The following is a 21,455-nucleotide window of genomic DNA, read 5'->3' on the forward strand; positions in this document are numbered from 1 at the left end:
ACTGTCGGCCCTGCCGTTCGCCTGACGATTCGACCCGATGCCGCATTACGAAGGCGACCTGCGTGCCCGCGACGGCGCGCGCTTCGCGATCCTCGCCAGCCGCTGGAACCCGCGCATCACCGACGCGCTGGTTGCTGGCGCGCGCAAGGCCTTCGCCGACCACGGCGTGTCCGAACAGGTCGTCGACGTGGTGCGCGTGCCCGGCGCCTGGGAATTGCCGCAGGCCGCGGCGAAACTCGCCGCCGCGCGTTCGCACGTCGCCATCGTCGCGCTCGGTTGCGTCATTCGCGGCGACACGCGCCATTACGAGCAGGTCGCCGACGGCTGTTCCGACGGATTGATGCGCGTGGCGCTCGATCACGGTGTCCCGGTCGCGAACGGCGTGCTCGCGGTGGAACTGCACGAAGACGCGGAGAAGCGCGCCGGCGGCAGCCACGGCAACAAGGGCGAGGAAGCTGCATTGGTGGCGATCGAAATGGCGAACCTGCTGGAGCAACTGCCATGAACCAGCGTCGCAGACCCGATGGCATCGATCCGGTGTTGCGCGGGCGTGCGCGCCGGCGCGCCTTGCAGGCGATCTACGCCTGGCAGGTCGCGGGCGGAGATGCGAAGCAGGTCATCGCCCAGTTCGCGCACGAACAGGCGCGCGAAATCGCCGACCTCGAATACTTCGAGGACCTGGTGCGCGGCACCATCGGCCGCGTGGCGCAACTCGACGATGCGCTCGTTCCCTACCTCGACCGCGAGGTCGCGCAGGTCGACCCGATCGAGCGCGCGGCGCTGCGCATCGCCACCTACGAACTGCTGCATCGCCCGGACGTGCCGTATCGCGTCGTGCTCAACGAGGCCATCGATTCGACCAAGCGCTTCGGTTCCGAACACGGCCATACCTACGTCAATGGCGTGCTAGACCGCGCCGCCGCGGAATGGCGCGCGCCGGAAGCGAAGGCATGATGTTCCCCTCTCCCGCTGGCGGGAGAGGGTGGCGCAGCCGGGTGAGGGTGGATGCTTGAATTCGACCACATCGCGCGCATCCGCGCGCGTTGCACGACGCGCTCCGACGTCTTGCTCGGAATCGGCGACGACGCCGCGTTGTTGCAGGTTCCGGCGAACACGCAGCTCGTCGTGGCGACGGACACGCTCAATGCCGGCGTGCATTTTCCGGAAGCGACATCGCCAGCCGACATCGGCTGGAAGGCGCTGGCGGTGAACCTCTCCGACCTCGCCGCGATGGGCGCGACGCCCGCGTGGTGCACGCTGTCGCTGTCCATGCCCGAAGCCGATGCGGCGTGGGTCGATGCCTTCCTCGATGGCTTCCTCGAACTTGCCGACGCGCATCGCGTCGCCCTGGTCGGCGGCGACACCACGCGCGGGCCGTTGTCGGTCTGCGTTACCGCGCACGGTTTCGTCGAAGCCGGCTCGGCGCTGCTGCGTTCCGGCGCGCGCGTCGGCGACGAGATCTGGACCAGCGGCACGCTCGGTGACGCGGCCGGCGCGCTGGTGCAGTTGCAGGCGGGAAGCGCGGTCGATCCGGCCTTGCGCGAACGCCTCGACCGGCCGACACCGCGCGTCGCGCTCGGCCGGGCGTTGCGCGGAATCGCGGGCGCATGCATCGACATCTCCGACGGACTGCTCGCCGATCTCGGCCATGTCTGCAGCGCGAGTGGCCTCGGCGCCGAGATCGAGCTCGCGGCGCTCCCGGCATCGGCGGCGCTGCGATCCGCGTTCGACGAGGAATCGCGCCGCTCGCTGCAAGCCACCGGTGGCGACGATTACGAACTCTGCTTCACCGCGCCGGAAACGATGCGGAGCGATGTCGAACGCGCCGCACGCGAGGCTGGCGTCGAGGTCGCGCGCGTCGGGCGCATCGTCGCCGGGACCGGAGTCGTGGCGCGCCGTGAAAACGGCGAGCCGTGGACGCCGCCGCGCAGGGGTTACGCGCACTTCGCCTGAGCCCGTGTCGTCCGTGTGCCGTCGGTCACGATGCCGACGGGCACTGCCGCGAATCGCCGTCGATGCGCATTCTGGATGCACCCTCCAACGCGGAAGCGAAGCGATGTTTCGGAAAATCCTGGTCGGCCTGGCGCTGGTGGCGATCCTGTGCGCGGTCGGCGCCACCGGTTACCAGTTCGGCAAGCACCTGCGGGAACGCGATCGCGTCGCGGACGTGCAGCCGGGCTGACGCATCTACCGCCCGGGTGCGCAGGCGGTCAGGGTTGCGACAGCACGGCATGCACGCGTTCGCGCAGCGCCGGCAGCACTTCCGCTTCGAACCACAGATTGGCCTTGAACCAGCCGACGTTGCGCGGGCTCGGGTGCGGCAGCGGCATGTGGTCCGGCAGGTATTCGCGCCAGGCGCGCACGGTTTCGGTCAGCGTCGCCTTGCGTCGCGGGCCCAGGCACCAGGCCTGCGCGTACTGGCCGATCGATAGCGTGAACTCCACGTTGCGCAACAGCGGCAACAGGCGCGGATGCCAGGTGGCGCGGCATTCGGGACGCGGCGGCGCATCGCCGGCACCGGCGCGCCCGGGATAGCAGAAGCCCATCGGCACGAGCGCCACGCGCCGGGTGTCGTAGAACGTGGCTTCGTCCACCTTCAGCCATTCGCGCAAGCGGCGGCCGCTGGCGTCGTTCCACGGGATTCCGGTTGCGTGCACGCGCGCCCCCGGCGCCTGGCTGACGATCAGGAGCCGTGCATTCGTGCTTGCGGCCAGCACCGGTCTCGGTCCGAGCGGCAAATGCGCTTCGCACAGGTGGCAGGCGCGGATCTCGCGCAGCAGTGCGTCGAGTTCGCGTTCAGGATCACGCTTCATCGGCGCGGAACGCGTCGCGCAGCCAGTTCAGTCGCGGCGCGTCTGGATCGCCGGAGGCTTCGACCACGTCGAAGCGACAGGGCAGCTCCGCGAGTTGTGGGTGCTCGAGCAGGAAGCGCTGCGCCGCACGCACCAGTTTTCGACATTTCGCCGCATCCACCGAGGCCGCGCCGCCACCGTGGCCGTCGCTGCGGCGATGCCGGACTTCGACGAACACCAACGACGCGCCATCGCGCGCGCCCTTGTCGAGCATGACCAGGTCGAGTTCGCCATCGCGGTAGCGCGCATTCGCGGCGACCGGCGACAGGCCTTTTTCCAGCAGGAACGCGGCCGCGGCGCGCTCGACCCGCGCGCCGATCGCGCCGCGATCGAGGCCGTCAGTCGTTGTTCGCGCCGGCATGGAACACCGCCCATGCCGGCGTGCGCAGCACGTTGCCGAAACCGTCGATGCGCAGCGTGCCGGTCGCGCCCGGCAATTCCGCGCCGTTGGCGGTGGCGAGGTATTCGAGCCAGGCGCAGGCGCGCCAGGCGTCGTAGCCGAACGCGAACAGCTTCGCCGCCGCGCCGCGCGCGGTCGGCAGGTTCGCTGCGACCATCGATGCCGGCGGCAGGCCCGGTGCGCCGCTCACGCCCCAGGCTTCGGTCGGATAGCGGATGCCGTCGAGCGCGGAATCACCCGCGTCTTTGCCGGTGCCGGAGACGATCTGCGAAGTTGCAGTCTTCGGCAGCATCGCCATGCCCGCCAGCGCGAGCTTCGGCATCACCGCGCGCGCGCTGCTGCCCTTGAGCGCGATGAACACCGCATCGACGCCGCCGGGCTTGGCGGCGAACGCGGCGAAATCGGGCGTCGCCTCGTTCGCGGTGCCGGCGATGCTGCCGCCGCGCGCGGCGAAGCTCTCGCGAAACGCATCCGCGGCGCGTCGTTGCACGTCTTCGCCGCCGGCAATGACGAGCACGTGGCGCGCGCCGCTGTCGTAGAGGCTGTCGGCAGCGGACGCGCCTTCGTCCTCGGGCGAAAGCGAGAAGCTCGCGTTGCCGGCCGGCGGCCGCGATTCGCCGCGGTTCAGCGCCAGCACCGGCACCGGCAGCGAGGCGCGCGAGAACAGCGTGGTCACTTCGTCGCGACCGAGCGGGCCGACCACGAAATCGTTGCCTTCGGCCACGGCCTTGTCGTACGCGGCCTGCACACCGGCGGCGGTGTCGTAGAAGCGCAGTTCCGGGCGCCGACGCGATTCGCCGTAATACGCGGCGAGGAAACCGTCGCGCACCGGCGAGGCCGCGACCGCGAGGCTGCCGGTCAACGGCAACAGCACCGCGAGGTGTTGTGGCGGGCGATAGCCGTCGCGGTCCGCGGGCGGACGATCGCCTGCATCGAAGCGCCAGTCGCCGCGCGCGAACGGATGCGGCAGCGGTAGGCCACGCGCGATCAACGCCCGGCCGAGGAAGTTGTACAGCGGTTCCTCGGCCGGCGTGGCCGCGGCTTCCTTGGCCAGCGCGGCATCGTCCAGCGTCGCCAGCAAGCGCGAAATCGCGTCGGCATTGTCGCGCCGCGCCTGGCCGGCGAGGGTGGCGTCCTGCGCCGCTCGCTGCGCGGCTTCGGCCATGGCAGGGCTGCGCACGTGTTTCGCCGGTCCCGAGACCTGCACGCTGGCGCAACCGGCGGCGAACAGCGCCAGCAGCATCGCCAGGAACATCCTTGTGAAAAGCGTCCGTTTCATGCGTCCACCAAGCCTCGAGTCCCGACCGGTTAGGATTCTAACGCCCCCACGATTCCACGGAACCCATGCCCGGCGCAGGCACCCTGCACGTCGTCGCGACCCCGATCGGCAACCTCGGCGACCTGTCGCCGAGGGCGCTGGAGGTGCTGCGCGCGGTCGATGCCATCTGCGCCGAGGACACCCGGCATACCCGGCGCCTGCTCGCGCATTTCGGCATCGAGCGCCCGTTGCTCGCGGTGCACGAGCACAACGAAGGCGACATTGCCTCGAAACTGGTCGCGCGCCTGCTCGCCGGCGAATCGCTGGCGCTGGTCTCGGACGCGGGCACGCCGCTGGTCAGCGATCCGGGGTTCCGCTTCGTCCGCGCTGCGCGCGAAGCGGGCATCAAGGTCAGTCCGGTGCCGGGCCCGTGTGCGTTCGTCGCTGCGCTCTCGGTGGCCGGACTCGCCAGCGATCGGTTCGTGTTCGAAGGCTTTCTTCCGGCGAAAGCATCCGCACGCCGCGAACGCCTCGCATCGCTCGCGGGCGAATCGCGCACGCTGGTGTTCTACGAATCCTCGCATCGCATCGAGGAGGCGCTGGCCGATTGCGTCGCCGCGTTCGGAAGCGAACGCCCGGGCGTGCTCGCGCGCGAGCTGACAAAATTGTTCGAAACCGTGCTCGACGGAACGCTCGGCGAAATCCGGTCCGCGGTCGAAGCCGACGAAAACCAGCGCAAGGGCGAATTCGTGCTGCTGGTGCAGGGCGCGGGCGAGGACGAAGACGCGAAGGTCGCCGAAGGCCGGCGCCTGTACGCGAGGCTTTGCGAATACCTGAAGCCCTCGCAGGCGGCCAAGCTCGCCGCGGAACTGTCCGGCGCGCCGCGGAAGGCGCTGTATGGCGGGGATGTGCAGGATCAGCCCCCTGAGTGAGGGGCAATTCGCGAAGCGGTAGAATGACCGCGGCGGAGCCGGCCAGACAGTCGCGTCATCGGAAACGATGCCGAGGAAAGTCCGGGCTCCACAGGGCACGGTGCCAGGTAACGCCTGGGCGGCGCGAGCCGACGGAAAGTGCAACAGAAAGATACCGCCGAACGGCATCGCGAGATGCGCGTGGCAAGGGTGAAATGGTGCGGTAAGAGCGCACCGCGAGTCGGGCAACCGACCGGCACGGCAAACCCCACCGGGAGCAAGGCCAAATAGGGAAGCGATGTCGTGGCCCGCGACGCTTCCGGGTAGGCTGCTCGAGCGTATCGGCGACGGTGCGCCTAGAGGAATGACTGTCGCGGCGCGCAAGCGTCGAACAGAACCCGGCTTATCGGCCGACTTCGCCTTTCTTTCCTTCGTGCCTCCCCCGATGCGCCGCATCGGGGGAGGTTGCGGAGTCCATCGCGAACGATCAATCGTCGTTGCGCAACAACGTCTCGCCTTCGAACACGCCATTCGGCCCGAACCGGCGTTCGTGGATGAAGCCGCGATCGTCGCGATCCACCGCGATGATCGTGCTTGCGCGCGTGCCGTAGGTTTCGCCGCGGATGAAGGCAGGCGACAACCTGCGTTCCAGTTCGATGCCGACGCGTGTGTCTGGCAATTCGTCGTCGGGCGCGATGCGTTCGTCGCCCATTGCATCCCACAACGATTGCAGGTCGTCATCGCCTGCATCGATCCACGTTCGCAATGCGGAGATCATGTGTCGCGTCTTGGGCCAGGGTGCATCGAGTCGGCCGTTCGAAATGCCGTGCACGCCTGCAGTCAGCGCTTCGCGTTGCAGCGGATGGTTGCCGAGGTGCCAGCAACCGTCGGCATCGGCGAGCACGAGATTGAACGGCGTGTATGCATCCGCGTTCGCGAACAGATCGGCAGTCGTGGCTGCGGCATCCGCCACGCCTTCGAGGAAGGCGACGGGCAGGGCGCCACGCGATGGGCCGTCGTGCGGTTGCGCGAAGCCGTCGCGGACGTTGGTGACCACGGCGACCTGGCCGCGGCGGTCGAGCCCGACCCAGGTGCCGCCGGACTGGAGGTCGCGCCCGGCGAGCAACCCGGCATCCGGCCAGCGGGCGAGCGGGGCGGTGGGGCGCGCATGGAACTCGTCGCGGTTGCCGGCCAGCAGCAAGCGCCAGCGGGGGTGGGCGTTCCAGGCGAAGGCGACGACGCACATGCCCCATTGTCTGCCCATCGTTCCGTTCCGCATTCATTTTTTTGCATCGCAACATGGCCGGATGGGGCCGAAACCGGTGCCGCCCGGATTGGCACGAAGAAGGTCGAATCTTAAAATTTGAGACGAAACAGGGGCTTGTGGATAAAGCTTGAACAAGTCTCTCAAGTGTTCTGCAAGTCATTGACGCGCCAAGTGAAATTCCCTGAAAGGATTTGTTGACAAGCCCCGGAACGGTGCCTAAGGTGGCGACTAGTGGGAAATCCGGGGAATCCGTGGTTTCCGTGACCTGAAAAGGGTCGTCTCACGACGGCCATGGACGGATCGGGACGATGTTCCAGGGCGAGACCGCCATCACCATCGACGACAAGGGCCGGCTGGCGATCCCGACCGCGTTCCGCGACGCCGTGGCCAAGGCCGGGAACCAGCTCGTCCTGACCTACAACCCGTTCGAATCCGGCTGCCTGTACCTGTATCCGCAGCCGGTCTGGGAAAAGGTCCGCGACCAGGTCAACGCGCTGCCGCGCACGCGCAGTGTCAACCGCCAGTTGCAGTTGAAGCTGGTCGGCGCCGCGTGCTTCGTCGAACCCGACGGCAGCGGCCGCGTTTCGATCCCGGCGTCGCAACGCAGCGCGTGCGGGCTGGAGAAGCGCGCGGTGTTGCTCGGCATGGGCGACAAGTTCGAGTTGTGGAGCGAGCAGGCCCACCACGCACAGATCCGGCAGACGCTGGGCGATGCCGACCTGGGCGAGGACCTGAACGGATTGCAGTTGTGAGCGCGGGTGGCGCGGGCCCAGTGCCTGCCCACCCGTCGACGCAGGCGAGCGGTGCGCACGTACCGGTGTTGTTCGCGCAGGTCATGGAGGGCCTGGCGGTGAAAGCGGATGGGACTTACCTCGATGGCACGTTCGGACGCGGCGGGCATGCGCGGGGCGTGCTGCAACGCTTGGGGCCGGGAGGCCGGTTGCTGCTGATGGACAAGGATCCCGAGGCGATCGCCGTGGCCGGCCGCGAGTTCGGCGGCGATGCGCGCGTCGCGATCCATCGTGGCAGCTTCGCCGACCTTGCGCGCTGGAGCGCGACCGACGCGGGCCTCGACGGCGTGCTGCTCGACCTCGGCGTTTCGTCCCCGCAGCTCGACGTGGCCGAACGCGGCTTCAGCTTCGGCAAGGACGGCCCGCTGGACATGCGCATGGATCCGGAGTCCGGCGAAAGCGCGGCCGAATGGCTGGCGCGTGCGTCCGACAAGGACATCGCCGACGTGCTCTGGACCTACGGCGAGGAGCGCCAATCGCGGCGCATCGCCCGGACGATCGTCGCGCGTCGCGTCGAAACGCCCTTGCTGCGCACCGCGCAACTCGCCGACCTCATCGCTTCGGTGATGCCGCGCGGCGGCGACAAGATTCATCCGGCCACGCGTTCGTTCCAGGCGATCCGCATCTTCATCAACCGCGAGCTTGCCGACCTCGAAGCCGGGCTGGAAGCCGCGCACGCAAGGCTCAAGGCCGGCGGGCGGCTGGCGGTGATCAGCTTCCATTCGCTGGAAGACCGCATCGTCAAGCAGTTCATGGCCAGGCATGCGAAGGCGCCGCCGGCGAACCGGCGGATGCCGGTGGAAATCGCCTTCGTCCCGACCCTGCGCATGGTCGATGGCGCGCAACGCGCGGACGAAGCCGAAACCGCGACGAATCCGCGCGCGCGCAGCGCGGTGTTGCGCATCGCCGAACGCCTGCCGGCGGAGATCGCCGCATGAACGCGGGCCATGCCCTGCTCGCGGTGTTGTTGGCGGCGAACGTCGCGAGCGCGATCGGCGTGGTCTACGCGCGCCACGAGCATCGCCAACTGTTCGTCGCGCTCGACCGGGAGACCCACGACCGCGACGAATTGAACATCGATTTCGGCCGCTTGCAGCTGGAGCAGGCGACCTGGGCGGAAAGCAACCGCGTCGACCAGATCGCGCGCACGAAACTCGGGATGAAGTTCCCAGAGGGCGCGGAGATCGAGGTGGTGCGCCCATGAACATGTTCCCGAAGAATATCTTCGCCAGGCGCCAGCAAAAGCAGAATCCCGCGCGCACGGCGACCCCGGTGCGCCCGCGCCCGCAGCGCGGGGCCTTCAACCTCCGTGGCCGGCTCGCGCTGGTCTGCGGCGGGCTCGGCCTGTGTTCGCTGGCGCTGATCGGGCGCGCGGTCGACCTGCAACTGGTCGACAACGAGTTCTACCGCAAGCAGGGCGACGAGCGTTTCCTGCGCGAACTCGAGATCCCGACCACGCGCGGCATGATCACCGACCGCAACGGCGAGCCGCTTGCGGTGTCGACGCCGGTCGAATCGATCTGGGCGAACCCGCAGGAACTGTCGCGCAATCCCGACCGCCTGCCGGAACTCGCGCGCGCGCTCGGCGTGCCGGCCGACTACCTGACGCGCAAGGTCCTGCAGCGTTCGGACAAGGAATTCATGTGGCTGCAGCGGCGCATGAACCCGGCGGTGGCCAAGCGCATCCTCGCGCTCGACGTCCCCGGCGTGTTCTCGCAGCGCGAATTCCGGCGCTTCTACCCGCAAGGCGATGCGCTGGCGCACGTGCTCGGCTTCACCAACATCGACGACGAAGGCCAGGAGGGCGTGGAGCTGGCGTTCGACGACTGGCTGCGCGGCAAGCCCGGCCTGGAGAAGGTGATCCGCGACCGCCGCGGGCGCATCGTCGAGAACGTGGACCTGGTGCAGCCGGCGACGCCGGGCAAGGACCTGACCCTCAGCATCGACCGGCGCATCCAGTACCTCACCTATCGCGAACTCAAGCGACAACTGCTGGAAAGCGGCGCGAGCAGCGGTTCTGCGGTGGTGCTCGACATCGCCACCGGCGAAGTGCTGGCGATGGCGAACGTGCCCTCGTTCAACCCGAACGCGGTGGAAACCGGCAACCGCGACGCGCACCGCAACCGCGCGGTGACCGACACGTTCGAGCCGGGTTCGACCGCGAAGCCGCTGACCGTGGCCGCGGCGCTGGAAGCGAACGTGATCACCCCGCACACGCTGTTCAACACCAGCCCGGGCTGGATTCCGAACGGCAAATACCGCACCACCGACACCCACAACTACGGCACGCTCGACACCACCGGCGTGATCCGCAAGAGCTCGAACGTGGGCGCGTCGCTGATCGCGCGGCGCCTGAGCGACCAGCAGTTCTACGACTTCTTCCACAAGATGGGTTACGGCACGAGCACGCACAGCGGGTTCCCGGGGGAGTCGCCGGGTTCGCTCCCCGTGCCGGCGCGCTGGAGCGGAACCAGCAAGCAGACCATGTCGTACGGCTACGGGCTCTCCGTCACGCCGCTGCAGGTCGCGCGTGCGTACGCGGCCATCGCCAATGGCGGGCGCGCGATCGAGCCGACCTTCGTCAAGGGGGAACGCAACGAGCCGAAGCAACTCCTCGACCCGAAGATCGCGGGCGAGGTGATGAAGATGATGCAGACGGTGACCGAGCCAGGCGGCACCGCCACCCAGGCCGCGATCCTCGGTTACCACGTCGCCGGCAAGACCGGTACCTCGCGCATCGCCGGGCCCGGGGGATATACGCGCAAGTACACGTCGTTCTTCGCCGGCGTGGTGCCGGTGGACAATCCGCGCTTCGCGATGGCGGTGGTGATCTACGACCCGACCCGGGGTTCGTACTACGGCGGCCTGGTCGCGGGCCCGGTCTTCCACAACGTGATGGAAGGCGCGCTGCGGTTGATGGACGTGCCGCCGGACGACATCGATGCATGGCTCGCCGCGCAAGCCGCGACGGAAGCGAAGGCGCGCGGCGGCAAGCCCGCGCCCACGTTCGCGAACGTCGCCACGGGCGATCGCGCGGACGGCGAGCCGAGCAACGACGATGTGCAGGCGGTGACGCCATGAGCCGCGCGATGCTGCTCGCCGAACTGCTGCCGGACGTCGCCGGCATTCCCGCCGAGCTGGTGGTCACCGGCTTGGTGCAGGACAGTCGCCAGGTGCACCCGGGCGATGCCTTCGTCGCGGTGCTGCCGGCGCGGCAGGAAGTGCCGTCCACGCACGGCCTCAATTTCGCCGCGCAGGCGCGCGCCGCCGGCGCCAGCGCGATCCTGTTCGAACCGCCGGCGCCCGCGAACATCGCGGTACCCGCCGATGCGATCGTCGTTCCAAACCTCGTTTCGCGCATGGGCGAAATGGCCGATCGCTTCCACGGCGAGCCTTCGCGGGCGATGAGCGTGGTCGGCGTCACCGGCACCAACGGCAAGACTTCGACCGTGCAGTTGCTGGCGCAGGCGTGGACGCTGCAGGGCCGGCGCGCGGGCACCATCGGCACGCTCGGCGCGGGCCTATACGGCGAAGCGGTGCCGACCGGCTTCACCACGCCGCTGGTGCTGCAGGTGCACGCATTGCTCGCGAACCTGCGCGATGCCGGCGCCGACGCGGTGGCGATGGAAGTGAGTTCGCACGCGCTGGACCAGGGCCGCACCGACCACGTGCGTTTCGAAGTCGCGGCGTTCACCAACCTCACCCGCGACCATCTCGACTACCACGGCGACATGGACGCCTACGCGTCCGCGAAGGCGAAGCTGTTCGCCTGGCCCGGGTTGCGCGCCGCGGTGCTGAACCTCGACGATGCGTTCGGGCGCGAGCTGTTCGCTTCGCTTCCTGCATCGGTGCGCGGCATCGGCGTCAGCGCCGCCGGCCGCGACGATGCGGCCATCCGCGCGGAAAACCTCAGGCTCGACGGCAACGGCATCGGTTTCGACTTCGTGGTCGATGGCGTGCGCCACCGCGTCGCCTCGCCGCTGCTTGGCCGTTTCAACGCCGACAACCTGCTTGCCGTCGCCGGCGTGCTCCATGCGTTCGGCGCCGCGTCGGACGCAATCGCTTCACTGTTGTCGAAGCTGCAGCCGATCCACGGCCGCATGAACCGCCTCGGCGGCAACGGCCGGCCGGTGGTCGTCGTCGACTACGCACACACGCCCGATGCGCTGGAACAGGCGTTGTCCTCGCTGCGCGCACACGCGCACGGCCGCCTGCTGTGCGTGTTCGGCTGCGGCGGCGAACGCGACGCCGGCAAGCGCCCGCAGATGGCGGCGATCGCCGAACGCCTGGCCGACGGCGTGATCGTTACCGACGACAATCCGCGGGGCGAGGACGGCGATGCCATCGTCGCCGACATCCTGCGCGGCTTCGCCGATGCCTCGCGCGTGATCGTCGAACGCGACCGCGCGCGCGCGATCGGCCTCGCGGTCGATGCCGCGAACGCCGACGACATCGTGCTCGTCGCCGGCAAGGGCCATGAGCCCTACCAGGAAGTCGCCGGCGTGCGCCATCCGTTCGACGACACCGCGATCGCGAAGGCGGCACTGGAGCGTCGCGCATGAAGCCGGTCCGGCTCGCGCAGGTCGCGCAGTGGTGCGGCGGACGCCTGCACGGCGACGACGCCGAAATCGACGCGGTGTCGACCGACACCCGCACGCTCGCCGCCGAGGGCCGCCGCGTGCTGTTCGTCGCGCTGAAAGGCGAAAACTTCGACGGTCACGATGCGTTGTCGGCATTCGTGGGAGGGGCTTCAGCCCCGACGAAATCCGAAGAGAAGCCTGTCGCGGCTGATGCTTCCGACAGCCGAATGGCTGTCCAACCCGCTCCCACAAAAGCAGTCGCTGCCGCACTCGTCTCGCGCGCGCTTGAAATCGACCTTCCGCAAATCGTCGTCGCGGATACCGAGCGCGCGCTGGGCGCATTCGCCAATGCGCTGCAGGCGCAACGCAAGACAAAAGTGCTTGCGGTCACCGGCAGCAACGGCAAGACAAGCGTGAAGTCGCTGCTGCTGGCGATCCTCGCGCACGCGGGCAATGCGTACGCGAATCCAGGCAACCGCAACAACGAAATCGGCCTGCCGCTGGCGGTGATCGACGCGCCCGACGACGCCGATTTCGCGGTGTACGAGATGGGGGCGGGCAAGCCCGGCGATATCGCCTACCTGACAGGCATCGTTCGACCCGACGTCGCGCTGGTCAACAACATCGCGGCCGCGCACCTCGAGCGCATGGGCAGCCTGCTCGGCGTCGCCGACACCAAGGCCGCGATCTATGACGCGTTGCCGGCGGACGGCGTCGCGGTGGTCAATGCCGACGATGCGTTCGCGCCTTATTTCCTGGAACGTGCGAAAGGCCGGCGCGTTCTCCGTTTCGGTCTCGACACTAGCGCCGACGTCACCGCGCGCGGCATCGTCGCCGACGCGGAAGGGTCGCGTTTCGCCATGGCCACGCCCGTCGGCGAAATCTCCGTGCAGCTCGCGCTCGCCGGCCGCCATAACGTGCGCAATGCCCTGGCTGCGTCGTCGATGGCGCTGGGCGCCGGCGTTTCGCTCGAAGCGATCCGCGCCGGGCTCGAGGAAGCGCGTGCCGTTGCAGGCCGCCTCGTGCGCCATCGCCTCGGCAACGGGGCGCTGCTGATCGACGACAGCTACAACGCCAATCCCGGTTCGCTCGATGCCGCCATCGACACGCTCGCGGCCGCGGGCGGCGAGGGCTGGCTGGTGCTCGGCGACATGCGCGAGCTCGGCGATGACGCGCGCGCGTTGCACGCCGCGGCCGGCCGTCGCGCGAAAGCGGCCGGCATCGCGCGGCTGTACGCGCTCGGCGAACTGAGCGCAGCGACGGTGCAGGCATTCGGCGCGGGGGCGCGCCATTTCGATTCGCACGCAGCGCTTTCGGAAGCGCTTCGCGCCGACTTGCGCGGCGACGTGCGGATCCTGGTGAAAGGCTCGCGCGGCAGCGCGATGGACCGCGTCGTCGCGGCCCTGCTCGATGGGGGATCGAAGCATGCTGCTTGAATTGACCCGTTGGCTGGAACAGTTGCAGCGCCTGTTCGGGCTGTTCAACTACCTCACCTTCCGCGGCATCCTCAGCGCGCTCACCGCGCTCGCGCTGTCGTTGTGGTGGGGCCCGGCCATGATCCGAAAGCTGGCCGAATTCAAGGGCCAGCCGATCCGCACCGACGGCCCGCAGACGCACTTCACCAAGGCCGGCACGCCGACCATGGGCGGCGCGCTGATCTTGATGACGGTGCTGGCCTCGGTGCTGTTGTGGGCCGACCTGCGCAACAAGTACGTGTGGGTCGTGCTCGCGGTGATGATCGGTTTCGGCGCGATCGGCTGGTACGACGATTGGGTGAAGATCGTCAAGCGCGACCCGAACGGGATGAAGTCGCGCTGGAAGTATTTCTTCCAGTCGCTGCTCGGGCTCGCCGCGGGCATCTACCTCTACGCCTACGCCGACGTGCCGGCGGCGACCACGTTCTACGTGCCGCTGTTCAAGTCGGTGGCGCTGCCGCTGGCCGGTATCGGTTTCGTCGCCATCGCCTATTTCTGGATCGTCGGCTTCTCCAACGCGGTGAACCTCACCGACGGCCTCGACGGCCTCGCGATCATGCCCGCGGTGCTGGTTGCCTGCGCGCTCGGCATCTTCGCCTATGCATCGGGCCACGCCGAGTTCTCCAAGTACCTACAGATCCCGCAGGTGCCGGGCGCGGGCGAACTGGTGGTGATCTGCGCGGCCATCGCCGGCGCTGGCCTCGGCTTCCTGTGGTTCAACACCTATCCGGCGATGGTGTTCATGGGCGACATCGGCGCGCTCGCGCTGGGCGCGGTGCTCGGCACCGTCGCGGTGATCGTGCGCCAGGAACTGGTGCTGGTGATCATGGGCGGCATCTTCGTCATCGAAACGCTGTCGGTGATGATCCAGGTGGCGTCGTTCAAGCTCACCGGCAAGCGCGTGTTCCGGATGGCGCCGATCCACCACCACTTCGAACTCAAGGGCTGGCCGGAGCCGCGCGTGATCGTGCGCTTCTGGATCATCAGCGTCGTGCTCGTCCTCGTCGGCCTCGCCACGCTGAAGGTGCGCTGATGGAAGAAATCCGCCAGGCAACGCGACTGGATGCGATCGAAGGGCGCTTCGATCCGTGGCTGCTGGGCGTGTCCATCGCGCTGGCCTGCTTCGGCGTGGTGATGGTGGCGTCCAGTTCCATCGCCATCGGCGAGGGGCTGCATGTCGGGCCGTTCTACTTCCTTGAGAAGCACCTGATGTTCCTCGCCGGCGGCGTCGCGCTGGCGATGGTGGCGATGCGCACCGAGCTCAAGTTCATCGAGAAGTACAACCAGCTGCTGCTGCTCGCCTGCTTCGCGCTGCTGCTGCTGGTGTTCGTGCCGGGGCTGGGCGTGCGCGTCAACGGCGCCAAGCGCTGGGTGAACCTGGTCGTGCTGCGTTTCCAGGTGGTGGAAGCGGTGAAGGTGATGTACATCGTGTGGCTGTCGAGCTACCTCGTGCGCTTCCGCGACGAGGTCAACGCGACCTGGGGCGCGATGCTGAAGCCGCTCGGCGTCGCCGCGGGCATGGTCGCGTTGCTGATCCTGCAGCCGGACTTCGGTTCGCTGTCGCTGATCCTCGCGATCACCGCCGGCATGCTGATCCTCGGCGGCGTGCACCTGCCGAAGATGGCGGCGCCGGTGGTGATCGGCCTGCCGATCCTCGCCGCGATCGCCATCGCCGAACCCTATCGCATCCGCCGCTTCACCTCGTTCTGGAACCCGTGGTCGGATCCGTTCGACAGCGGCTACCAGCTCACCAATGCGCTGATGGCGGTGGGGCGCGGCGAATTCTGGGGCGTGGGCCTCGGTGGTTCGGTGCAGAAGCTGTCGTACCTGCCCGAGGCGCACACCGACTTCATCATGGCGGTGATCGCCGAGGAACTCGGCTTCTTCGGCGTGTGCCTGGTCGTGGCGATGTACGCGCTGCTTGCCGGCCGCGCGTTCTGGGTCGGCTACAAGTGCGTGGAGATGCGGCGCCATTTCGCCGGCTACATTGCGTTCGGCATCGCGCTGTGGATGAGCCTGCAGAGCTTCGTCTCGATCGGCGTGAACTTCGGTCTGCTGCCGACCAAGGGCCTCACGCTGCCGCTGATTTCCTCCGGCGGCTCCAGCGTGCTGATGACCTGCGTCGCGCTCGGCCTGCTGCTGCGCGTCTCCTACGAATACGAACGCGCGCAGCGCCAGGTCGCGCTGCTGCGCGGCGAAGCACAGCGCGTTTCCGCCGGCACTCCGCCGACCGCGCAGCCCGCGCCGGCGGATGTCGCGCCGGTGCGCGGCACCAGCCGCCTGCGCCCGCGGATCGAACCCACGCTCGGCGTGAGGAAGGGCGCATGAGCGGGAACGCGCCCGCGACGAATCGCCTTGGCGATTCGGCTCCAGTCATCATCCTCGCCGGCGGCACCGGCGGGCACATCTTCCCCGGCCTCGCCGTGGCCGCGGCATTGCGCGCGCGTGGCGTTCCCGTTGCGTGGCTCGGTGCCGATGGCGCGATGGAAACGCGGCTGGTTCCGCAGCACGGCATCGAACTCGAAACCATCGCGGTCAAGGGCTTGCGCGGCAAGGGCATCGCCACGCTGCTCGGTGCGCCGATTCGCGTGCTCGCGGCGGTGCGTGCCGCGGCGCGCGTGCTGCGCGCGAAGCAACCGCGCGCGGTGTTGAGTTTCGGTGGCTATGCCTCGGGGCCGGGCGGCATCGCCGCGCGCCTCGCCGGCCTGCCGCTGCTGGTGCACGAACAGAACCGCGCGCCGGGGCTGACCAATCGCGTGCTGTCGAAGTTCGCGCGACGGGTGCTGGTCGGTTTCCCGCAGACCTTCGCCCGCGAGGAAGTCGTGGGCAATCCGGTGCGCAGCGAAATCGCGGCGGTCGCGCCGCCGGCACAGCGTTTCGCCGGACGCAGCGGTGCGGTGCGACTGCTGGTGCTCGGCGGCAGCCAGGGGGCGCGTGCATTGAACGCGGCGGTGCCGCAAGCATTCGAGGTGTTCGAACTAATCAATGACGACGGGGCTGCCTTTGAAATCCGCCACCAGTGCGGCGAAAAGATGCTCGACGACGCGCGTCGCGCGTATGCCGATGCCGGCATCACCGCATCGGTGGAACCGTTCATCGCCGACATGGCCGCGGCCTACGCCTGGGCCGACCTCGTGGTCTGCCGCGCGGGTGCGTTGACGTTGGCCGAACTCTGCGCAGTGGGCGTGGGCAGCGTGCTGGTGCCGTTCCCGCAGGCGGTGGACGACCACCAGACCCGCAACGCGGAATACCTGGTCGAACGCGGCGCCGCGCTGCTGTTCGCGCAGGACGCGCAGCTCGCGGACAGGCTCGCGGGCGCGTTGCGCGATCTGGCCGCCGATCCGCAACGCCGCCTCGCCATGGCCGAAGCCGCGCGTTCCATCGCATTGCCGGATGCGGCGGAAAAGGTCGCCGAGATCGTGTTGCAGGAGGCCGCATGAAACGCAACCTGCACGGTCGTTTGCAGCACCAAGGCGACCTCGCCAGCCAGCATCGCCGCGTGCATTTCGTCGGCATCGGCGGCGCCGGCATGAGCGGCATCGCGGAAGTGCTGTGCACGCTCGGCTACGAAGTCTCCGGTTCCGACAACGCCGACAACGCGGCAACGAAGCGCCTCGCCGCGCTCGGCGCGCGTGTGCTGCGCGGCCACGCCGCCGCGAACGTACTCGGCGCCGACTGCATCGTCGTCTCCAGCGCGATCAAGCCCGACAACCCGGAACTGATGGAAGCGCGCGCGCAGCGCATCCCGATCGTGCCGCGCGCGGAAATGCTCGCGGAACTGATGCGCTTCCGCCGCGGCATCGCGATCGCCGGCACCCACGGAAAAACCACCACGACCTCGCTCACCGCAAGCGTGCTCGGCGAAGGCGGGCTCGATCCGACCTTCGTCATCGGCGGACAGTTGCTCGCCGCCGGCGCGAACGCGCGCCTCGGCGGCGGGCAATGGCTGGTCGCCGAGGCCGACGAAAGCGACGGCAGCTTCCTGCGCCTGTATCCGCTGGTTGCGATCGTCACCAACATCGACGCCGACCACCTCGAGAACTACGGCGGCGATTTCGCGCGCGTGCAGGCCGCGTTCTCCGAATTCCTGCACCGGCTGCCGTTCTACGGACTCGCGGTGCTGTGCATCGACGATGCGGAAGTGGCGAAGCTGGCCGCGAACGTGCCGCGCCACGTCACCACCTACGGTCTGTCGCCCGAAGCCGACGTGCGCGCGGAACACGTGCGCCAGTCCGGCGCGACCATGCAGTTCGAACTGTGCCTGCCGGACGGTTCGCGCACCGAAGTCGAGCTCGCGCTGCCCGGCCTGCACAATGTGCAGAACGCGTTGGCTGCGGCCGCGGTCGGCTGGCAACTCGGTGTTGCGCCGGACAGGATCGCGAACGCGTTCCGAAACTTCGCCGGCATCGGCCGCCGCTTCAACGTGCTCGCGGACGCGAAGCTGCCGCGCGGCGGTACCGCGACGCTGGTGGACGACTACGGCCACCATCCGCGCGAACTCGCCGCGGTGTTCGCTGCCGCACGCGGCGGCTGGCCGCAGCGTCGGCTCGTGGTTGCGTTCCAGCCGCACCGCTATTCGCGCACCCGCGACCTGTTCGACGATTTCGCCGCGGTGTTGTCGGAAGTCGACGCACTGGTGCTGACCGAGGTCTATCCGGCGGGCGAGGCGCCGATCGCCGGCGCCGACGCGAAATCGCTGGCGCGCGCCATCCGCACCCGCGGCCGCGTCGATCCGGTGGTGGTGAATTCCGCCGCGGAACTCGCCTCGGTGTTGCCGGGCGTGTTGCGCGACGGCGACCTGGTGCTGCTGATGGGCGCCGGCGACATCGGCGCCGCGGCGCAGGCGCTTGCCGCCAATGGTTTCACGGGGGAGGGCGCATGAGTTCCTTCCCGCCGATGCGCACGAACGATGCGAAGGTGTTCGGCCGCGTCGCCGTGCTGATGGGCGGCACCTCGAGCGAACGCGAGGTCTCGCTCGATTCCGGCCGCAACGTGCTCGAAGCGCTGCAGTCGCGCGGCGTGGATGCGCATGCGGTGGACGGCATCCCGGCGCTGGTCGATGCGCTGGTGCACGGCAAGTTCGATCGCGTGTTCAACATCCTGCACGGCAACAAGGGCGGCGGCGAGGACGGCGTGCTGCAGGGCCTGCTCGACGCGCTGGAAGTGCCGTACACGGGCTCCGGCGTGCTCGGTTGCGCGTTGAGCATGGACAAGATCCGCACCAAGCAGGTGTGGATGAGCGCGGGCCTGCCGACGCCACGGTTCGAACGCCTCGCGGTTGGCGCCGATGTGCGTGCCGCGGCGCTGCGTCTCGGCCTGCCGGTGTTCGTGAAACCCTCGAGCGAAGGCTCCAGCGTCGGCGTCGCCCGCGTCGTCGACGAGCCCGGCATCGACGAAGCGATCCGCGTCGCGACGCAATACGGCGGCGAGATGCTGATGGAACAGATGGTCGTCGGCGACGAGCTGACCGTACCGGTGCTCGGCGACGTCGCGTTGCCCTCGATCCGGATCGTGCCGAAGCAGGGTTGGTACGACTACAACGCCAAGTACCTCGCCGACGACACGCAATACCTGTGTCCCGGGCTCGAAGGCGCGCAGGAAGACGCGATCCGCGCGCTCGCGCTGGACGCGTTCCGCGCCGCCGGCTGCAGCGGCTGGGGACGCGTCGACGTGATGCGCGACCGCAACGGCGCGTTGCAACTGCTCGAGGTCAACACCGCGCCCGGCATGACCAGCCACTCGCTGGTGCCGAAGTCGGCGCGCACCGTCGGCGTGGAATTCGACGAACTGTGCTGGCGCATCCTCGAACAGACGCTAGGGGCGCGCGCATGAGCGGCCTGCTGCGCGCGCTGGCATGGCTGCTCGCGGTGGCGCTGGTCGCGCTGCCAGTGGTGGCGCTGGTCGAAGGCTGGATCGGCGCCGAGCGCTGGCCGCTCAGGACGCTGCGTTTGCAGGGCCATGTCGAACGCGTGGATCCGGCGGCGGTGCGCGCGGCGCTGCTGCCGTACGCACGCCAGGGTTTCTTCGCCGTACGCCTCTCCGATGCGCAGGCCGCGGTCGCGGCGGTGCCGTGGGTGGAACGCGCGGAAGTGCACAAGCGCTGGCCCGACGTGCTGGAAGTGCGCGTGGTCGAACACCGGCCGTTCGCGCGCTGGGGCGACGACCGCCTGCTGTCGGAGGAAGGCGAACTGTTCCCCGCGGCGAACGTGAAGCCGCCGGCGAACCTGCCGCTGCTCGACGGCCCGGACGCACGCGTCGCCGACGTGGTCGCGATGTACAACGAATCGCGCGAACTGTTCGCGCCCACCGGATTCACCGTGCGGTCGCTGGAACTCGACGCACGCGGCAGCTGGTCGCTGACGCTGTCCAGCGGTGCGGAAGTCGAGATCGGCAGCCGCGAGGCGCGCCTGCGCCTGACCCGTTTCGCCGGCTTGCTGCCGCAACTGCTTTCGCAGAAGCAACTACCGCTGCAACGCGCGGATCTCCGCTACACGAACGGATTCGCATTGAGCTGGGGCGCGCCGCCCGCGAGCGGGGGAGCGGTCAGCGGTGAGCGGAACATCGCGATCGCCACCGCTTACCGCTCATCGCCCACCGCTTTCCGTTCCATGCACACAACGCATTCGTTACAGGCATTCTCATGAACCGCAAAGGCGACAAGGCCCTCATCGTCGGGCTCGACATCGGCACCTCCAAGGTGGTGGCGCTGGTTGGCGAGTACGCACCGGGCAACCCGATCGAAGTGATCGGCATCGGCACCCACGAATCGCGCGGGCTCAAGCGCGGCGTGGTGGTGGACATCGAATCGACCGTGCAGTCGATCCAGCGCGCGGTAGAGGAAGCCGAGCTGATGGCCGGTTGCGAAATCCGCAGCGTGTATGCGTCGATTTCCGGCAACCACGTGCAGTGCAAGAACTCGCCCGGCATCGTGCCGATCCGCGAGGGCGAAGTGACCTGGGCCGACCTCGACCGCGTGCTGGACGCTGCGAAGGCGGTGGCGATCCCGGCCGACCAGAAGATCCTGCACGCGATCCCGCGCGAATACGTGCTCGACGACTCGCAGGAAGGCATCCGCAACCCGGTCGGCATGACCGGCGTGCGCCTGGAAGTGCATGCGCACCTCGTGGTCTGCGCGCAGTCGGCCGCGGCCAACATCAGCAAGTGCGTGCAGCGTTGCGGCCTGCAGGTCGACGACCTGATCCTGGCGCCGCTCGCCTCCGCGACCGCGGTGCTGACCGGCGACGAGCGCGAACTCGGCGTGGTGCTGGTCGACATCGGCGCCGGCACCACCGACCTCGCGGTGTTCGTGCAGGGCGCGATCTGCCACACCGCCTCGCTGCCCATCGCCGGCGACCATGTCACCAACGACATCGCGCACATGCTGCGCACGCCGACGCCGGAAGCCGAGCAGATCAAGGTGCGCTACGCCTGCGCGCTGGCGCAGATGGCGACGGCGGAAGAATCGATCCAGGTGCCGAGCGTGGGCGATCGCCCGCCGCGCCGCCTGCCACGCCACGCGCTGGCGCAGGCGGTGCAGGGTCGTTACGAGGAAATCTTCGAGATGGTGCAGGCGGAACTGCGCCGCAGCGGCTTCGAGGAACTGGTCCGCGCCGGCATGGTGCTGACCGGCGGCGCTTCGAAGATGGAAGGCGTGGTCGAACTTGCCGAGGAAATGCTGCAGATGCCGGTGCGCGTGGGCATTCCGCAGCACGTCACCGGCCTCGGCGAAGTGGTCAACAACCCGGTGCACGCCACCGGCGTCGGCCTGTTGCTGATGGGCAGCCAGATCGAGCATCCGCGCCGGCCGGTGATCCCGACCGGTCGCGCCGGCAGCCTCTTCAATAGGTTGAAGGAGTGGTACCGCGGCGAATTTTGAAGACGAGTTGGTAGTTGGTGGTTCGTAGTTCGTAGCCGCCGACAG

General features: G+C 68.8%; 21 protein-coding genes, 1 other RNA gene and 1 pseudogene. 19 read left to right on the forward strand and 4 right to left on the reverse strand.

Annotated elements, in window-relative coordinates; translation table 11 throughout:
• Window positions 1-37: 37 nt before the first annotated feature.
• The 4 genes from ribH (at window position 38) to FNZ56_RS13025 (ending at window position 2,182) form a co-directional block, all read left to right on the forward strand.
• The gene (gene ribH, locus FNZ56_RS11615) at window positions 38-505 is read left to right on the forward strand and encodes a 6,7-dimethyl-8-ribityllumazine synthase (protein ID WP_143879992.1); all 468 of its coding nucleotides are present in this window, start codon (window positions 38-40) and stop codon (window positions 503-505) included.
• Complete coding sequence (gene nusB / locus FNZ56_RS11620; protein WP_143879993.1) at window positions 502-954, forward strand: transcription antitermination factor NusB; 453 nt, start codon at window positions 502-504, stop codon at window positions 952-954. The genes ribH and nusB overlap by 4 nt, the downstream gene beginning before the upstream one ends.
• A gap of 51 nt (window positions 955-1,005) precedes the next feature.
• A complete protein-coding gene (gene thiL, locus FNZ56_RS11625; protein ID WP_143879994.1) occupies window positions 1,006-1,953 on the forward strand; it encodes a thiamine-phosphate kinase in 948 nt (315 codons plus the stop codon).
• A 103-nt stretch (window positions 1,954-2,056) separates the two neighbouring features.
• Complete coding sequence (locus FNZ56_RS13025; RefSeq protein WP_281286160.1) at window positions 2,057-2,182, forward strand: hypothetical protein; 126 nt, start codon at window positions 2,057-2,059, stop codon at window positions 2,180-2,182.
• Between the two features lie 28 nt (window positions 2,183-2,210).
• Here the strand turns inward: FNZ56_RS13025 and FNZ56_RS11630 are convergent, their stop codons facing one another.
• The 3 genes from FNZ56_RS11630 to FNZ56_RS11640 are packed head-to-tail and all read right to left on the reverse strand — an operon-like array spanning window position 2,211 to window position 4,531.
• Window positions 2,211-2,813, reverse strand: coding sequence for a uracil-DNA glycosylase family protein (locus tag FNZ56_RS11630; RefSeq protein ID WP_143879995.1), 603 nt, complete (start codon window positions 2,811-2,813; stop codon window positions 2,211-2,213).
• On the reverse strand, window positions 2,803-3,213 hold the full coding sequence (locus tag FNZ56_RS11635) for a YraN family protein (RefSeq protein WP_143879996.1): 411 nt from the start codon (window positions 3,211-3,213) through the stop codon (window positions 2,803-2,805). Before FNZ56_RS11635 ends, FNZ56_RS11630 begins: the two co-directional genes overlap by 11 nt.
• Window positions 3,191-4,531 carry a penicillin-binding protein activator gene (locus FNZ56_RS11640; protein ID WP_143879997.1) on the reverse strand — a complete coding sequence of 447 codons (1,341 nt, stop codon included), beginning with the start codon at window positions 4,529-4,531 and terminating at the stop codon, window positions 3,191-3,193. The genes FNZ56_RS11635 and FNZ56_RS11640 overlap by 23 nt, the downstream gene beginning before the upstream one ends.
• Window positions 4,532-4,596: 65 nt before the next feature.
• On the opposite strand from FNZ56_RS11640, the gene rsmI reads away from it, so the two are divergent.
• Window positions 4,597-5,442: a 16S rRNA (cytidine(1402)-2'-O)-methyltransferase gene (rsmI, locus tag FNZ56_RS11645; protein WP_143879998.1), complete on the forward strand. Its 846-nt coding sequence runs from the start codon at window positions 4,597-4,599 to the stop codon at window positions 5,440-5,442.
• Between the two features lie 34 nt (window positions 5,443-5,476).
• Window positions 5,477-5,843: RNase P RNA component class A (gene rnpB / locus FNZ56_RS11650), an RNA gene on the forward strand.
• A 65-nt stretch (window positions 5,844-5,908) separates the two neighbouring features.
• Here the strand turns inward: rnpB and FNZ56_RS11655 are convergent.
• Window positions 5,909-6,667 (reverse strand): NRDE family protein, encoded by a 759-nt coding sequence (locus FNZ56_RS11655; RefSeq protein ID WP_143880359.1) that lies wholly within the window; start codon window positions 6,665-6,667, stop codon window positions 5,909-5,911.
• Window positions 6,668-6,987: 320 nt separating this feature from the next.
• Here FNZ56_RS11655 and mraZ point away from each other — a divergent pair, with 320 nt between their 5' ends.
• The 13 genes and pseudogenes from mraZ (at window position 6,988) to ftsA (ending at window position 21,410) form a co-directional block, all read left to right on the forward strand.
• Window positions 6,988-7,440, forward strand: a complete 453-nt coding sequence (mraZ, locus tag FNZ56_RS11660; protein ID WP_246064790.1) for a division/cell wall cluster transcriptional repressor MraZ — start codon at window positions 6,988-6,990, stop codon at window positions 7,438-7,440.
• Window positions 7,441-7,460: 20 nt separating this feature from the next.
• Window positions 7,461-8,396 (forward strand): annotated as a pseudogene (rsmH, locus tag FNZ56_RS11665) (16S rRNA (cytosine(1402)-N(4))-methyltransferase RsmH); the annotation flags it as partial.
• 17 nt (window positions 8,397-8,413) lie between these two features.
• On the forward strand, window positions 8,414-8,683 hold the full coding sequence (gene ftsL / locus FNZ56_RS11670) for a cell division protein FtsL (protein ID WP_143880000.1): 270 nt from the start codon (window positions 8,414-8,416) through the stop codon (window positions 8,681-8,683).
• Between the two features lie 2 nt (window positions 8,684-8,685).
• A complete protein-coding gene (locus FNZ56_RS11675; protein ID WP_143880361.1) occupies window positions 8,686-10,560 on the forward strand; it encodes a peptidoglycan D,D-transpeptidase FtsI family protein in 1,875 nt (624 codons plus the stop codon).
• Window positions 10,557-12,041: a UDP-N-acetylmuramoyl-L-alanyl-D-glutamate--2,6-diaminopimelate ligase gene (locus tag FNZ56_RS11680; RefSeq protein WP_143880001.1), complete on the forward strand. Its 1,485-nt coding sequence runs from the start codon at window positions 10,557-10,559 to the stop codon at window positions 12,039-12,041. Before FNZ56_RS11675 ends, FNZ56_RS11680 begins: the two co-directional genes overlap by 4 nt.
• Window positions 12,038-13,495: a UDP-N-acetylmuramoyl-tripeptide--D-alanyl-D-alanine ligase gene (locus FNZ56_RS11685; RefSeq protein WP_143880002.1), complete on the forward strand. Its 1,458-nt coding sequence runs from the start codon at window positions 12,038-12,040 to the stop codon at window positions 13,493-13,495. The genes FNZ56_RS11680 and FNZ56_RS11685 overlap by 4 nt, the downstream gene beginning before the upstream one ends.
• Window positions 13,485-14,567, forward strand: coding sequence for a phospho-N-acetylmuramoyl-pentapeptide-transferase (gene mraY, locus FNZ56_RS11690; protein ID WP_143880003.1), 1,083 nt, complete (start codon window positions 13,485-13,487; stop codon window positions 14,565-14,567). Before FNZ56_RS11685 ends, mraY begins: the two co-directional genes overlap by 11 nt.
• The gene (gene ftsW / locus FNZ56_RS11695; protein WP_143880362.1) at window positions 14,564-15,862 is read left to right on the forward strand and encodes a putative lipid II flippase FtsW; all 1,299 of its coding nucleotides are present in this window, start codon (window positions 14,564-14,566) and stop codon (window positions 15,860-15,862) included. The genes mraY and ftsW overlap by 4 nt, the downstream gene beginning before the upstream one ends.
• Window positions 15,859-16,974, forward strand: coding sequence for an undecaprenyldiphospho-muramoylpentapeptide beta-N-acetylglucosaminyltransferase (gene murG, locus FNZ56_RS11700; protein WP_143880004.1), 1,116 nt, complete (start codon window positions 15,859-15,861; stop codon window positions 16,972-16,974). Before ftsW ends, murG begins: the two co-directional genes overlap by 4 nt.
• Window positions 16,971-18,416: a UDP-N-acetylmuramate--L-alanine ligase gene (gene murC / locus FNZ56_RS11705; RefSeq protein WP_143880005.1), complete on the forward strand. Its 1,446-nt coding sequence runs from the start codon at window positions 16,971-16,973 to the stop codon at window positions 18,414-18,416. Before murG ends, murC begins: the two co-directional genes overlap by 4 nt.
• Window positions 18,413-19,366 (forward strand): D-alanine--D-alanine ligase, encoded by a 954-nt coding sequence (locus tag FNZ56_RS11710; RefSeq protein WP_143880006.1) that lies wholly within the window; start codon window positions 18,413-18,415, stop codon window positions 19,364-19,366. The genes murC and FNZ56_RS11710 overlap by 4 nt, the downstream gene beginning before the upstream one ends.
• The gene (locus FNZ56_RS11715) at window positions 19,363-20,178 is read left to right on the forward strand and encodes a cell division protein FtsQ/DivIB (protein ID WP_143880007.1); all 816 of its coding nucleotides are present in this window, start codon (window positions 19,363-19,365) and stop codon (window positions 20,176-20,178) included. The genes FNZ56_RS11710 and FNZ56_RS11715 overlap by 4 nt, the downstream gene beginning before the upstream one ends.
• The gene (ftsA, locus tag FNZ56_RS11720) at window positions 20,175-21,410 is read left to right on the forward strand and encodes a cell division protein FtsA (protein WP_143880008.1); all 1,236 of its coding nucleotides are present in this window, start codon (window positions 20,175-20,177) and stop codon (window positions 21,408-21,410) included. The genes FNZ56_RS11715 and ftsA overlap by 4 nt, the downstream gene beginning before the upstream one ends.
• Window positions 21,411-21,455 lie beyond the last annotated feature (45 nt).

Source organism: Lysobacter lycopersici (assembly GCF_007556775.1).
Lineage (GTDB): Bacteria > Pseudomonadota > Gammaproteobacteria > Xanthomonadales > Xanthomonadaceae > Pseudoluteimonas > Pseudoluteimonas lycopersici.

Coding starts and splice junctions, on each gene's coding strand:
- rsmI (WP_143879998.1), top strand. CDS start 4,597: ATGCCCGGCGCAGGCACCCTGCACGTCGTCGCGACCCCGATCGGCAAC.
- FNZ56_RS11630 (WP_143879995.1), bottom strand. CDS start 2,813: ATGAAGCGTGATCCTGAACGCGAACTCGACGCACTGCTGCGCGAGATC.
- ftsA (WP_143880008.1), top strand. CDS start 20,175: ATGAACCGCAAAGGCGACAAGGCCCTCATCGTCGGGCTCGACATCGGC.
- ftsL (WP_143880000.1), top strand. CDS start 8,414: ATGAACGCGGGCCATGCCCTGCTCGCGGTGTTGTTGGCGGCGAACGTC.
- FNZ56_RS11655 (WP_143880359.1), bottom strand. CDS start 6,667: ATGTGCGTCGTCGCCTTCGCCTGGAACGCCCACCCCCGCTGGCGCTTG.
- FNZ56_RS11675 (WP_143880361.1), top strand. CDS start 8,686: ATGTTCCCGAAGAATATCTTCGCCAGGCGCCAGCAAAAGCAGAATCCC.
- FNZ56_RS11715 (WP_143880007.1), top strand. CDS start 19,363: ATGAGCGGCCTGCTGCGCGCGCTGGCATGGCTGCTCGCGGTGGCGCTG.
- FNZ56_RS11635 (WP_143879996.1), bottom strand. CDS start 3,213: ATGCCGGCGCGAACAACGACTGACGGCCTCGATCGCGGCGCGATCGGC.
- nusB (WP_143879993.1), top strand. CDS start 502: ATGAACCAGCGTCGCAGACCCGATGGCATCGATCCGGTGTTGCGCGGG.
- mraY (WP_143880003.1), top strand. CDS start 13,485: ATGCTGCTTGAATTGACCCGTTGGCTGGAACAGTTGCAGCGCCTGTTC.
- FNZ56_RS11710 (WP_143880006.1), top strand. CDS start 18,413: ATGAGTTCCTTCCCGCCGATGCGCACGAACGATGCGAAGGTGTTCGGC.
- ribH (WP_143879992.1), top strand. CDS start 38: ATGCCGCATTACGAAGGCGACCTGCGTGCCCGCGACGGCGCGCGCTTC.
- thiL (WP_143879994.1), top strand. CDS start 1,006: ATGCTTGAATTCGACCACATCGCGCGCATCCGCGCGCGTTGCACGACG.
- FNZ56_RS13025 (WP_281286160.1), top strand. CDS start 2,057: ATGTTTCGGAAAATCCTGGTCGGCCTGGCGCTGGTGGCGATCCTGTGC.
- FNZ56_RS11685 (WP_143880002.1), top strand. CDS start 12,038: ATGAAGCCGGTCCGGCTCGCGCAGGTCGCGCAGTGGTGCGGCGGACGC.
- murG (WP_143880004.1), top strand. CDS start 15,859: ATGAGCGGGAACGCGCCCGCGACGAATCGCCTTGGCGATTCGGCTCCA.
- murC (WP_143880005.1), top strand. CDS start 16,971: ATGAAACGCAACCTGCACGGTCGTTTGCAGCACCAAGGCGACCTCGCC.
- FNZ56_RS11680 (WP_143880001.1), top strand. CDS start 10,557: ATGAGCCGCGCGATGCTGCTCGCCGAACTGCTGCCGGACGTCGCCGGC.
- FNZ56_RS11640 (WP_143879997.1), bottom strand. CDS start 4,531: ATGAAACGGACGCTTTTCACAAGGATGTTCCTGGCGATGCTGCTGGCG.